Here is a 13210-nt window from a genome sequence, read left to right on the forward strand (position 1 = left end):
CGGAAGGTTCGTCCTCGCAGACCCACGTTGAGTGAGCTGCGCGAGGAGAGCGACACCCCATGGCCTATCCGTTGCACGACCCGACCGCCGCAGGTGTCCCGGCGAGCCCGGACCTGCCCGCGGTCGAGCGCCGGGTGCTGGAGCACTGGACGGCCGACAAGACCTTCGAGGCGTCCGTCGAGGCCCGACCGGCCGGCAACGACGGCAAGAACGAGTACGTCTTCTACGACGGCCCGCCGTTCGCCAACGGCCTGCCGCACTACGGCCACCTCTTCACCGGGTACGTCAAGGACGTGGTGCCGCGCTACCAGACCATGCGCGGCCGGCACGTCGAGCGGCGCTTCGGCTGGGACTGCCACGGCCTGCCCGCCGAGGTGGTGGCGGAGAAGCAGCTCGGCATCACCAGCAAGGCCGAGATCATCGACTTGGGCGTGGCCCGGTTCAACGAGGCCTGCCGCACGTCGGTGCTGGAGTTCACCCAGGACTGGGAGCGGTACATCAACCGGCAGGCCCGCTGGGTCGACTTCACCAACGACTACAAGACCCTCGACCTGGACTACATGGAAAGCGTCATGTGGGCCTTCAAGACCCTGCACGACAAGGGTCTGATCTACGAGGGTTTCCGGGTGCTGGCGTACTGCTGGCGCTGTGAGACGCCGCTGTCGAACACCGAGACCCGGATGGACGACGTCTACCGGGACCGGCACGACCCGACGCTGACCGTGTGGTTCGGGCTGACCGCCGACGAGTCCGCCCCGGAGTTGCTGCGCGGGCCGGTCAAGCTGGGCGTCTGGACCACCACGCCGTGGACCCTGCCGTCGAACCTGGCGCTCGCCGTCGGCCCGGACATCGAGTACGCGGTGCTCGACCGGGACGGGGAGCGGTTCGTCGTCGGCGCCGCCCGGCTGGCCGCGTACGCCAAGGAGCTGGACGGCTACGAGCAGGTCGGCACGGTGTACGGCCGGGACCTGGTCGGACGCCGTTACACGCCGCTGTTCGACTTCCTCGTCGAGCGGGCGGGCGACAACGCGTACCAGGTGCTCGGCGCGGAGTTCGTCACCACCGAGGACGGCACCGGGATCGTGCACCTCGCCCCGGCGTTCGGTGAGGACGACCAGAACGTCTGCAACGCCGCCGGCATCCCCACCATCGTCACCGTGGACGACCACACGCGGTTCACCGCGCTGGTTCCGCCGTACCAGGGTGAGCAGGTCTTCGACGTCAACAAGCCGGTGATCCGGGAGCTGAAGGAGCGGGGGGTGGTGCTGCGGCAGGACACCTACACCCACTCGTACCCGCACTGCTGGCGCTGCGACACCCCGCTGGTCTACAAGGCGGTGTCGTCGTGGTTCGTGGCGGTGACCCAGTTCCGGGACCGGATGGTCGAGCTGAACCAGGAGATCAACTGGACGCCCGGCCACATCAAGGACGGCTCGTTCGGCAAGTGGCTGGCCAACGCCCGGGACTGGTCGATCAGCCGGAACCGGTTCTGGGGCTCGCCCATCCCGGTGTGGAAGTCCGACGACCCGAACTACCCGCGCCTGGACGTCTACGGATCGCTCGCCGACATCGAGCGGGACTTCGGCGTACGCCTGAGCGACCTGCACCGGCCGGCGGTGGACGACCTGGTCCGCCCCAACCCGGACGACCCGACCGGTCAGTCGATGATGCGCCGGGTGCCCGAGGTGCTGGACTGCTGGTTCGAGTCCGGGTCGATGCCGTTCGCCCAGGTGCACTACCCGTTCGAGAACGCGGACTGGTTCGAGCACCACTACCCGGGTGACTTCATCGTCGAGTACATCGGGCAGACCCGCGGCTGGTTCTACACCATGCACGTGCTGGCCACCGCGCTGTTCGACCGGCCGGCGTTCCGCAACTGCCTGAGCCACGGCATCCTGCTCGGCTCGGACGGGCGCAAGATGTCCAAGAGCCTGCGCAACTACCCGGACGTCTACCACGTATTCGACTCGTACGGGTCGGACGCGATGCGCTGGATGCTGATGTCGTCGCCGGTGCTGCGCGGCGGTGACATGGCGGTCACCGAGACGCTGATCCGCGACGCGGTACGCCAGGTGCTGCTGCCGCTGTGGAACGTCTGGTACTTCTTCTCGCTGTACGCCAACGCGGACGGGTACCAGGCGCGGCGGCGCACCGACTCGACGCACCTGCTCGACCGGTACATCCTGGCGAAGACCAACGAGCTGGTCTCGGCGGTCTCCGCGCAGATGGACGCGTACGACATCTCGGGCGCGTGCGCCACCGTGCGGTCCTACCTGGACGCGCTGACCAACTGGTACGTGCGCCGGTCCCGGGACCGGTTCTGGTCCGGTGACGCCAACGCCTTCGACACGCTGTCGACGGTGCTGGAGACGCTCTGCCGGGTGGTGGCGCCGCTCGCGCCGCTGACCGCGGAGGAGATCTGGCGTGGCCTGACGGGCGAGCGGTCGGTGCACCTGACCGACTGGCCGTCCGCCGAGGAGTTCCCGGCCGACCACGACCTCGTCGCGGCGATGGACAACGTGCGGGCGGTCGCCTCGGCGGCGCTGTCGTTGCGCAAGGCCAAGGGGCTGCGGGTACGGCTGCCGCTGTCGACGTTGACCGTGGCGTCCCCGGCGGCGGAGCAACTGCGTCCGTTCGCCGACCTGATCGCCGACGAGGTCAACGTGAAGGCGGTGGAGTTCAGCGCCGAGCTGGCCGCGTACTGCGAGCAGGTGTTGACCGTGGTGCCGCGGGCGCTCGGCCCGCGCGTCGGCAAGCAGGTCCAGCAGGTGATCAAGGCGGTCAAGGCGGGCGACTGGGAGCTTGTCGAGGGCGCTCCGGTGGCGGCCGGCATCACCCTGGCCGAGGGCGAGTACGAGCTGCGTCTCGTGGCCGCCGACGCCGAGCACTCCGCGCCGCTGCCCGGTGGCGAGGGCGTGGTGGTGCTCGACACCGAGGTCACCCCGGAGCTGGCCGCCGAGGGCCTGGCCCGCGACGTGGTGCGGGTGGTGCAGCAGGCCCGCCGCGACGCCGACCTGGACGTCTCGGACCGCATCGTGGTGTCGGTGGCGGCGTCCGACGAGGTGCGGGCCGCCGTGGCCGGGTACCTGGAGTTCGTGTCGGGTGAGGTGCTGGCCGACTCGGTCGACTTCGCCGAGGGCCTCGACGGTTTCGCCGGTGAGGTGGGCGAGGGTGAGCGGGTGACGGTCACCGTCCGTCGGTCGTAGAACACGCACGCGGACGCCTCCCACCTCCGTCGGCGGGGTGTGGGGGCGTCCGCTACCGTGACACCGCCTGTTCGCACCTCATCTGCCGGAGGACCAGTGCCCCTGCTCTACACCATCGGCAAGCTCACCGTGGCGCCCGCGCTGCGGTTGGCGTTCCGCCCGACCGTGGAGGGTCTGGAACACGTGCCGGAGACCGGCGGCGCGATCTTCGCCGGCAACCACCTCTCGGTGGCGGACGAGCTGTTCCTCGGCACGGTGGTGCCCCGGCATCTGGCGTTCTGGGCCAAGTCCGAGTACTTCACCGGCACCGGCGCGAAGGGTGCGTTCTCGAAGTTCGTCCTCACCGGTCTGGGCGCCATCCCGGTCGAACGGGCCGGTGGGCGTGCCGCGCTGTCCGCGTTCGACGCGGCGATTCCGGCGTTGCGGGGCGGTGATCTGGTGGTGGTCTACCCGGAGGGCACCCGCTCCCCGGACGGCAAGCTCTACCGGGGCCGGACCGGGGCGGCCCGGCTCGCGATCGCCGCCGGTGTGCCGATCATTCCGGTGGGCACGATCGGCACGGACAAGGCGCAGCCGATCGGGGCCCGCGTACCCCGCCCCGGCACTGCCAAGATCACCGTGAAGTTCGGAAAGCCGCTGGACTTCACCGGCCGCCCGGACGATCGCACCTCGCTGCGGCAGATGACCGACGAGGTGATGAGCGAGATCCAGAAGCTCACGGGCCAGGAGTACATCCCCCGTTACGCCCCGAAGCGCGCCGAAACCGACTCGGCCAGCGAGGTCTGACCTCTGCCCCGCCCCACGTCGTCCGCGTGACCTCACCCAGCGTCACGGATGCGGCTCAGCCCTGCTTGGGCTGGACGATCTGCGTGCGCAGGGTGTCCAGCAACGTCGCGCTGTCCGAGACGGAGAGCCGGGTGAACACCCCGGTGGCGATGCTGCCGTGGTCGACCGAGGTGCACACCACCACCTCACCCTCGGCTGGCCGACCGATCGCGCAGCGCTCGTACCGACCCCGTACGCCGGTTCGCACCGTCTCGGGGGCCTCCAGCGCGTAGCGCTCACCGAGCCGCGTGATCTCCTCGTCCGCGTCCGCCTCCGGGGTCAGCCGGAAGCCGGTGCCGCCGAAGACCGTCACCTGCTTGCCGTCCGCCGTCCGGTAGACGCCCGCGAAGGTGTCCTCGGCCAACAGGTGCTCCTGGCGTACCTCCTTCTCCAACTGCTTGGCCGTCTCGGAGCTGCTGTCGTCCTGCCGCAGGCTCAGGTCGGCGACCTGCTCGGGCAGCGCGGCGCTGGCCGGGTACTGGGCCGAGATCGGCAGGCCGTAGTAGGCGGGGCAACCACAGCAGCAGGCCAGGCTGAGCAGCAGCAGCCACGGCCAGCGACGCCGGCGGCGGCGTGGTCGAGGAGGCGCATACCCCTGGGGGTTCTGCCCGCCCGGCGGCGGCGTGGCCGGACCCCGCCCCCGGCGCTGTTTCGGCACCCGGGCGGGCGGCGCCGGCCGGACCGGCGCGGCGGGCCGGGCGGCGGTGGGTGGAGGCGGCGGGGCAGGTCGGGCGTGCGGTGGCGGGTAGGCGACCGGCGGCAGATAGGCCGGCGGTGGCGGGTGGGCGGCGGGTTGGTGGTGGGGCGGTGGTGAGACGGGGTGCGTCCCGACCGGCGGTGGTGAGACGGGATGCGCGCCGACCGGTGGCCCGGGCCACTGCCGGGTGGCCGGCGGGACCGGGTAGCCGAGCGTCGGCGGCAGCGGAGGCAGTTCGGCGGACGGCAGGTCCCAGCCGCCGGTGTCCACCCCGGCCCACGGGTCGACCGGGGTGCGGTGCTCCAGCGGCTGCTCCGGCAACGGCGGTGGCGGGGTCGGCTCGGCCGACTCCCCCCAGGCGCGCCGACGCGGCAGCGGAGGCGGAACCGGCGCGGACCCGCTCCACCGGGGCGCGGGCGGCGCGGCGGGGGAGTCGGGGCCGTCACCCACGCGCTCGCGGGCGGTGGGCTCGGGCCCGGCAGCCGGCCTGGTCTCGGCCGCGGGCTCCGGGGCAGTCGGGTACGGCTCGGGCTTGTCGGCCGGGTCGGGCTCGGCTGCCGGCTCCTTCGCCGTCGGGTCCGGCTTCGCCGCGGGCTCGGGTGTCGCCGCCTCCGCCGGGGCGGCGGCGGTCGGTTCGACCGGGGGCTCCGGGCCGTCGGGGAAACCAGGCTGATCCGGGGGTACGGGTGGGGAGGTCGACTCGTCGGCGACCGCCGGCGCGTCGTCCGGCTTCGGGCCAGGGGTGCGCCCGTCGGCCGGCCGTGCTCCCGGCTGGGGCTCCGGCATCGCGGCAATCTCCTCTCGCGCCGGTCCGAGGTTAGTACCGTGCCGCCACCACCGCCGCCCGGGCACCGGGGCGCGGGCCCGGGGCGGCCAGTCGGCCGGCATCGTGGCGTGCGCGCGGTCACCGTCGGGCGGGCGCGTACCCTTGGGCATCATGAGTGCCCCGTCCACGACGCCGCGCGCGGCCACGACCAATTCGGGCGACAACTCCAGCTCGGAGCCGTCGATCTGGCCCCGGCTCGAGCCGTTGCTCCCGCAGATCTCCAAGCCGATCCAGTACGTCGGCGGTGAACTGGGCGCGGTCGTCAAGGACTGGGACGCGGCGACGGTGCGCTGGGCGCTGATGTATCCCGACGCGTACGAGGTGGGCCTGCCCAACCAGGGTGTGCAGATCCTCTACGAGGTGCTCAACGAGCTGCCCGACACCCTCGCCGAGCGGACGTACGCGGTCTGGCCCGACCTGGAGAGCCTGATGCGCACGCACGGCGTGCCGCAGTTCACCGTCGACGCGCACCGGCCGGTGCGCAAGTTCGACGTGTTCGGCATCTCCTTCTCCACCGAGCTGGGCTACACCAACATGCTCACGGCGATCGACCTGGCCGGCATTCCGCTGCTGGCCGCCGACCGTACCGACGCCGACCCGGTGATCGTGGCCGGTGGGCACGCCGCGTTCAACCCGGAGCCGATCGCCGACTTCATCGACGCTGCGGTGCTCGGCGACGGCGAGGAGGCCGTCCTGGAGATCACCGCGATCGTCCGGGAGTGGAAGGCCGAGGGCTCCCCGGGTGGCCGCGACGAGCTGCTGCTGCGGCTGGCCCGCACCGAGAGCGTCTACGTGCCGCGCTTCTACGACGTCGACTACCTGCCGGACGGGCGGATCCAGCGGGTCGTGCCGAACCGGGCGGACGTGCCGTTCCGGGTGCACAAGCGCACGACGATGGACCTGGACGCGTGGCCGTACCCGAAGAAGCCCCTCGTGCCGCTCGCCGAGACGGTGCACGAGCGGTACGCCGTGGAGATCTTCCGGGGCTGCACCCGGGGCTGCCGCTTCTGCCAGGCCGGCATGATCACCCGCCCGGTGCGGGAGCGGTCGATCACCACCGTGGGGCAGATGGTGCGTGAGGGCCTGGAGTTCTCCGGTTTCAACGAGGTGGGCCTGCTGTCGCTCTCCTCGGCCGACCACTCCGAGATCGGCGACATGTGCTCGGGCCTGGCCCAGCAGTACGAGGGCACGAACGTCTCGCTGTCGCTGCCGTCGACCCGGGTGGACGCCTTCAACATCGACCTGGCGCAGGAGCTGTCCCGCAACGGGCGGCGTACCGGTCTGACCTTCGCCCCGGAGGGCGGGTCGGAGCGGATCCGCAAGGTCATCAACAAGATGGTGTCGAAGGAAGACCTGATCCGCACGGTCGTCACCGCGTACAGCAACGGTTGGCGGCAGGTGAAGCTCTACTTCATGTGCGGCCTGCCCACCGAGACCGACGAGGACGTCCTCGAGATCGCGGAGATGGCCCACGAGGTGATCCGGGCTGGTCGGGCCGCCACCGGCTCCAAGGACATCCGCTGCACGGTCTCCATCGGCGGGTTCGTGCCGAAGCCGCACACCCCGTTCCAGTGGGCCGCGATGGAGCGTCCGGAGGTCATCGACCACCGACTCAAGATTCTCAAGCAGGCCATCAACGCGGACCGCTCGCTGGGCCGGGCCATCGGCTACCGCTACCACGACGGCGAGCCCTCGCTCATCGAAGGGCTGCTCTCCCGGGGTGACCGCCGCGTCGGCGCGGTGATCCGCCGGGTCTGGGAGAACGGCGGCCGGTTCGACGGGTGGAGCGAGCACTTCTCGTACCAGCGTTGGGTGGACGCGGCGGCCGAGACGCTGCCCGCGTTCGGGGTGGACCTCGACTGGTACACCACCCGCCAGCGCGACGAGCTGGAGGTCCTGCCCTGGGACCACCTGGACTCGGGCCTGGACAAGGACTGGCTCTGGCAGGACTGGCAGGATTCGGTCAGTGGGTTCGAGCAGGACGACTGCCGGTGGACCCCGTGCTTCGACTGCGGTGTCTGCCCCTCCATGGACACCGAGATCCAGATCGGCCCGACGGGCAAGAAACTCCTCCCCCTGACGCCGATCACCCCCCTGAAGACCCCCGCCCCCTGACCGACCCCAACGGGTCGCTCGCGTCGATCATGAAGTTGTTGCCCGCGCCACGGCGTGTCGTCGACAATAACTTCATGATCAACGAGGTGCTGAGTTTCGAGGAGCGAGACGATCAGTAAGAGAAACCAGCCGGAGGGTGGGCAGGCGCCGGTCGTCCAGCGCGCCCGCATCCGGTACGCCAAGCGTGGGCCGCTGCGGTTCACCTCGCACCGGGACTTCGCCCGGGCCTTCGAGCGCGCGCTGCGCCGGGCCGCCGTACCGATCGCGTTCTCCCAGGGCTTCACCCCGCACCCGAAGATCTCCTACGCCAGTGCCGCCCCGACCGGGGTGGCCAGCGAGGCGGAGTACCTGGAGATCGGCCTTCAGGCCCCGGTCGACCCGGAGGCGCTGCGCGCCGCGCTCGACGCCGCGCTCTCGCCCGGGCTGGACGTGCTGGAGGTGGTGATCGCCGAGGGTGGCAGCCTGGCCGACCGGATCGAGGCGTCGCACTGGCACATCGAGCTGCCCGAGGTCGACACGGAGACGCTGCGCGCCGCCGTGGACGCGTTCACCGCCGCCGAGGAGGTTCTGGTCGAGCGGATGACCAAGCAGGGGCGACGCACCTTCGACGCCCGCGCGGCAGTCATATCGATCGATGCCATCCCTCCGACGCAGACGCCTTCCGGGGTGCCGGCCGTACCGTGTGCGATACTCGAACTGGTCGTACGGCAGGTCACTCCGTCCGTACGACCCGATGACGTCCTTTCCGGCCTCCGCGTGGTGGCCGACCTGGAGCCGCCGGTCTCGCCGAGGGTGACCCGGCTGGCTCAGGGCACGCTGACCGCGCAGGGTGCGATCGTGGATCCGTTGGATGCGGACCGCGGCGGGGCAGCCATCGTTGGGCACTGACCGACGGTCAGCGCTCTTGCAGGCAGACTTCGGCGGTCGCGCACCACGCGCGCCCGGCGGAAACACTTTTGCGGCGACCCTGCGTGGCAGCGCTCACCCGCGCCCGGGGCAGCCAGAACTGGAGAACGTCCATGCTCGAGAACGAGCCCGAGGGCGGCGAACGGACCGGTTCACAGCCGGCCGGGGAGACCGCTGAGCAGAGCAGCACCGACAGCACCGCCGGCACCGAGCAGGCCACCGGCGCGGACCAGGCCGGGGCGGAGAGCGCCGAGCCCGCCGCGAAGCCGCGACGGGCGCGGGCCACCCGGCGTCGGGCCGCCCCGCTCAACCAGCCGGAACAGGCCGAGGCGCCCGTCGAGGCGTCCACCGGTGGGGTCGGCGCCGTCGAGTCGCCGCAGGCGGAGGTCTTCGCCCCGATCTCCGGTGACCTGGACGTCCCGCCGAAGACCCCCCGCCGCCGTCGCAAGGCCGCTCCGGTCGAGACGACCGCCGAGGAGCCGCTGGTCGCGGCCAGCGCGGAGCTGTCGTCCCCCGAGGTGGTTCCCCCGGTCAAGGTGACCCGCACCCGGCGCAAGAAGGCCACGCCTGCGGTCACCGAGCCGGAGCCCGCCGCCGTCGAGTCGGAGCCGGCCGCCGAGGAGCCGGCCGCCGTCACCGAGCCCGAGCCCGTCCCGGCCGACGAGACGCCGGCCGAGTCCGACCTGCGGGAGGCCGAAGCCGAGCTGGACGAGGCGCAGACCCCGCCGAGCGCGGCCGAGCAGGCGTTCGGGGATGTCGCGCCCGGTGTCGCCGTGGCGAACGTGACCGACGAGCCGATCGAGCCGGCCGAGGTCATCGAGGCCGAGCCGCCGAAGACCCGCCGTCGTCGCGCCGCGCTCTCCGCGCCCACCGTGCTGTTCATGGCACCCCAGCCGGACGCCGTGCCGGTGACCCGCCCGGCCGAGCCCGAGCCGGTCGCCGAGGAGCCGGCCGTCGAGGCCGAGCCCTCCCGTCGTCGGCGGCGTGGCCGCCGCGACGCGGAGCCAGTCGAGCCGGTGGAGCCGATCGAGGCCGTCGAGGCCGAGGAGGAGCCGACCGAGGAGGCCGACGAGGCCACCGAGGCGGACGAGGACGACGAGGACAGCGCCGCCGCGCGCCGTCGCCGTCGCCGTGGTCGCCGTGGTCGGGGCCGGGGCAAGGGTGGCGCCGACGACGCCGAGGACGAGGATTCCGACGAGGCGGCGCAGGCCGACGAGGAGACCGCCGAGGCCGAGTCCGAGGGCGAGGGCGACGAGGACGAGGAGTCCGAGGGCGGGGACGGGATGACCCGTCGTCGCCGTCGGCGTCGTCGCCGGGGCGCGGGTGACACCGAGGGGGCCGCCGACGACGGTGTGCCGACCGTGGTCAAGATCCGCGAACCGCGTCGTACGGTCGACGAGGTCCAGGGCGTGTCCGGCTCGACCCGGCTGGAGGCCAAGCGCCAGCGTCGCCGGGACGGCCGGGAGCAGCGCCGTACGCGGCCGCCGATCCTCAGCGAGTCGGAGTTCCTGGCCCGCCGGGAGGCGGTGGACCGGGTGATGGCGGTCCGGCAGCGCGGCGACCGTACCCAGATCGCCGTCCTGGAGGACGGGGTGCTGGTCGAGCACTACGTCACCCGCAACTCCTCCGGCACCATGGCCGGCAACGTCTACCTGGGCAAGGTCCAGAACGTGCTGCCCAGCATGGAGGCGGCGTTCGTCGACGTCGGCCGGGGCCGCAACGCGGTGCTCTACGCGGGCGAGGTCAACTGGGACACCTCCGGGCTGGAGGGGCGGGCCCGCTCGATCGAGCAGGCGCTGCGCTCCGGCGACTCGGTGCTGGTCCAGGTCACCAAGGACCCGATCGGGCACAAGGGCGCGCGGCTGACCAGCCACATCGCGCTCTCCGGTCGACACCTGGTCTACGTGCCCAACGGCAACGCGTCCGGGATCAGCCGCAAGCTGCCGGACACCGAGCGCAAGCGGCTGCGGGACGTGCTCAAGAAGCTGGTTCCGGACGGCGCCGGCGTGATCGTCCGGACGGCCGCCGAGGGCGCCAGCGAGGACGAGCTGGCCCGCGACGTCAAGCGGTTGCAGGCGCAGTGGGAGGACATCCAGGCCAAGGCCGCCGAGGGTGGCGCCCCGGTGCTGCTCTACGAGGAGCCCGACCTGGTCATCCGGGTGGTCCGGGACCTGTTCAACGAGGACTTCCGCGAGCTGGTCATCGAGGGCGAGCAGTCGTACGGCATGGTCGAGTCGTACCTGTCGCACGTCTCCCCGGACCTGGTCGACCGGGTCCGCCGGCACGTCGGCACGAACGACGTGTTCGCCGAGTACCGGATCGACGAGCAGATCATCAAGGGTCTGGACCGCAAGGTGTTCCTGCCGTCCGGTGGTTCGCTGGTGATCGACAAGACCGAGGCCATGACGGTCGTCGACGTGAACACCGGCAAGTACACCGGCTCCGGCGGCAACCTGGAGGAGACGGTCACCCGCAACAACCTGGAGGCGGCGGAGGAGATCGTCCGCCAGCTCCGGCTGCGGGACATCGGCGGCATCGTGGTGATCGACTTCATCGACATGGTGCTCGAGTCGAACCGGGAGCTGGTGCTGCGCCGGCTCACCGAGTGCCTGGGCCGAGACCGCACCAAGCACCAGGTCACCGAGATCACCTCGCTCGGTCTGGTGCAGATGACCCGCAAGCGGATCGGCGCGGGCCTGCTGGAGGCGTTCAGCGAGACCTGCGACTGCTGCAAGGGCCGGGGCGTCATCATCCACACCGAGCCGGTGCCGGAGAAGCCGCGCAGCGGCGGGGCCGCGGAGAAGGTCAAGGCCGTCGCGTCGTCGGCGCCGGCCGCCCCGTCCGCCCCGGCCGCGGAGAACGGCACGCCGTCCTCCCGCCGCCGGGCGCGCAAGAGCGCCCCGGCCGAGCGCGCCGTGGTCGAGGTCGTCGACACCGACAACCGCGCCGAACCGGACGCCGACTACCAGGACACCATGGGGTACGACCTGTCCCGGTACGAGACGGAGACGGAGGCCGCTCCGGCGGTGTCCGACAGTCAGCGGGGTGAGTCGGCCCGGCTGGCCGCGGCGGACGACCCGGACGCTCTCGCCGACGCCGACGGCGACGAGGAGGCCGCCGAGGGTGGCACCGGACGTCGTCGTTCCCGCCGGGGTGGCGCCCGCCGACGGACCCGCCCCTGACGGCTGACCGGCCCGCCGTCCCTGACGGCTGACCGGCCCGGTGTTTGACGAGGTCCCTTTCCCGGCAATGTGACTCCGGGAGGGACCTCGCCGCTCGGGTCACCGCGACGCGGGAACGCTCGGCCCCGGTCAGGAGAAGAAGATGCGCCGCCTGCTCGCTCGTACCCTGCTGGTAGCCGTACTCCTGGCTTCGGCGGCCTGCTCCGACGGCCGCCCGGGTGGTGCGGACCCGACCGGGGGTCCCGCGCCGACGGGTCCGGCCGCTACGCCGCTGGGCGGTGGCGCGGCGGGCGGTGACGCCCGGGTCTGTGCCGAGGCGCGGCGGGCCGGGACCACCGCCGTCCGGGAATATGTCGAGGGGCTGGGCCAGATGGTCGCTGCGGTGGGCGCGGGTGACACCGTGACGGCCGACGTGGCTCGGAGCCGGGCGCAGGCGGCCCTGGCCGACTGGCGGGCGGCGCTGCGGGAGCAGGGCGCTCAGGCCACCGACGCGCAGCTCAGGACGTTGCTCAGTGACCTCGGCACGGAGGTCGCCGCCCTCGGGGGCGACGTCGAGTCGATCGACGAGACCGAACTGGATCGGCTCCAGCAGCGCCTCGATCAGCTCTGCGGCCGGTGACCAGGGCGGGCCGGTTTGGGGTCCGCGCCCGCCATGCCGTACTCTTGCCTACGGCCCACCTTTGGTGTGCCGAGTTCCCGCGTGCCCGCGCCGCCGTGCACTGCTACCCGGCGAGCCGCCGCGGGGACGACCAGTCAGCAGCCTCAACGACAGGGAGTCCGCCTCCGATGTACGCGATCGTCAAGACCGGCGGCAAGCAGTACAAGGTCGCCGAGGGCGACGTGATCGAGGTCGAGAAGCTCACCGGTGCCCCCGGTGACGCGGTGAAGCTCACCGCGGTGCTCCTCGTCGACGGTGACGACCTGGTGACCGACGCGGCGAAGCTTGCCGAGGTCGCGGTGTCCGGCGAGATCGCCGCGCACACCAAGGGCCCGAAGATCCGGATCCACAAGTTCAAGAACAAGACCGGCTACCACAAGCGCCAGGGTCACCGCCAGCCGTTGACCCAGGTCAAGGTGACCGGCATCTCCAGCGGGAAGTAGGTCGTCCTCCAATGGCTCACAAAAAGGGTGCGTCCAGCTCGCGTAACGGTCGCGATTCCGCGGCCCAGCGACTCGGCGTGAAGCGCTTCGGTGGTCAGGTCGTCAGCGCCGGTGAGATCCTCATCCGGCAGCGTGGCACCAAGTTCCACCCCGGTGACCTGGTCGGCCGTGGCGGCGACGACACGCTGTTCGCCTTGGCCGCCGGCTCGGTTCTGTTCGGCACCAAGCGCGGTCGCAAGACCGTCAGCATTGTTCCGCAGCAGTAGTTCTCTTCGCTGAGCGGGCCGCGGACCTCCGGGTCCCGGCCCGCTTGGTTTTTTCGAAGTGCGGGGACGACCCTCGCTGGAAGGAT

General features: G+C 71.9%; 9 protein-coding genes. 8 read left to right on the plus strand and 1 reads right to left on the minus strand.

Annotated elements, in window-relative coordinates; genetic code table 11:
* The first annotated feature begins 59 nt into the window (after window positions 1-59).
* Both ileS and ABZ272_RS29285 read left to right on the plus strand, forming a co-directional pair.
* Window positions 60-3206 carry an isoleucine--tRNA ligase gene (gene ileS, locus ABZ272_RS29280; RefSeq protein WP_355053164.1) on the plus strand — a complete coding sequence of 1049 codons (3147 nt, stop codon included), beginning with the start codon at window positions 60-62 and terminating at the stop codon, window positions 3204-3206.
* A 96-nt stretch (window positions 3207-3302) separates the two neighbouring features.
* Window positions 3303-3992 carry a lysophospholipid acyltransferase family protein gene (locus tag ABZ272_RS29285; RefSeq protein ID WP_355053165.1) on the plus strand — a complete coding sequence of 230 codons (690 nt, stop codon included), beginning with the start codon at window positions 3303-3305 and terminating at the stop codon, window positions 3990-3992.
* A 55-nt stretch (window positions 3993-4047) separates the two neighbouring features.
* On the opposite strand, the gene ABZ272_RS29290 is transcribed toward ABZ272_RS29285, so the two are convergent.
* Window positions 4048-5514, minus strand: a complete 1467-nt coding sequence (locus tag ABZ272_RS29290) for a hypothetical protein (protein WP_355053166.1) — start codon at window positions 5512-5514, stop codon at window positions 4048-4050.
* A 151-nt stretch (window positions 5515-5665) separates the two neighbouring features.
* Here ABZ272_RS29290 and ABZ272_RS29295 point away from each other — a divergent pair, with 151 nt between their 5' ends.
* From ABZ272_RS29295 to rpmA, 6 genes are all read left to right on the plus strand, one after another.
* Window positions 5666-7669 (plus strand): TIGR03960 family B12-binding radical SAM protein, encoded by a 2004-nt coding sequence (locus ABZ272_RS29295; protein ID WP_355053167.1) that lies wholly within the window; start codon window positions 5666-5668, stop codon window positions 7667-7669.
* A 168-nt stretch (window positions 7670-7837) separates the two neighbouring features.
* Window positions 7838-8557 carry a TIGR03936 family radical SAM-associated protein gene (locus tag ABZ272_RS29300; protein WP_355053228.1) on the plus strand — a complete coding sequence of 240 codons (720 nt, stop codon included), beginning with the start codon at window positions 7838-7840 and terminating at the stop codon, window positions 8555-8557.
* Between the two features lie 131 nt (window positions 8558-8688).
* Complete coding sequence (locus ABZ272_RS29305) at window positions 8689-11757, plus strand: Rne/Rng family ribonuclease (protein ID WP_355053168.1); 3069 nt, start codon at window positions 8689-8691, stop codon at window positions 11755-11757.
* Window positions 11758-11899: 142 nt separating this feature from the next.
* Window positions 11900-12376 (plus strand): hypothetical protein, encoded by a 477-nt coding sequence (locus ABZ272_RS29310; RefSeq protein ID WP_355053169.1) that lies wholly within the window; start codon window positions 11900-11902, stop codon window positions 12374-12376.
* A 167-nt stretch (window positions 12377-12543) separates the two neighbouring features.
* Window positions 12544-12858 (plus strand): 50S ribosomal protein L21, encoded by a 315-nt coding sequence (rplU, locus tag ABZ272_RS29315; protein WP_007464063.1) that lies wholly within the window; start codon window positions 12544-12546, stop codon window positions 12856-12858.
* An 11-nt stretch (window positions 12859-12869) separates the two neighbouring features.
* Window positions 12870-13124: a 50S ribosomal protein L27 gene (gene rpmA / locus ABZ272_RS29320; RefSeq protein ID WP_043966727.1), complete on the plus strand. Its 255-nt coding sequence runs from the start codon at window positions 12870-12872 to the stop codon at window positions 13122-13124.
* Window positions 13125-13210 lie beyond the last annotated feature (86 nt).

The sequence above is a fragment of the Micromonospora sp. NPDC005979 genome, from assembly GCF_040614415.1.
GTDB lineage: Bacteria > Actinomycetota > Actinomycetes > Mycobacteriales > Micromonosporaceae > Micromonospora.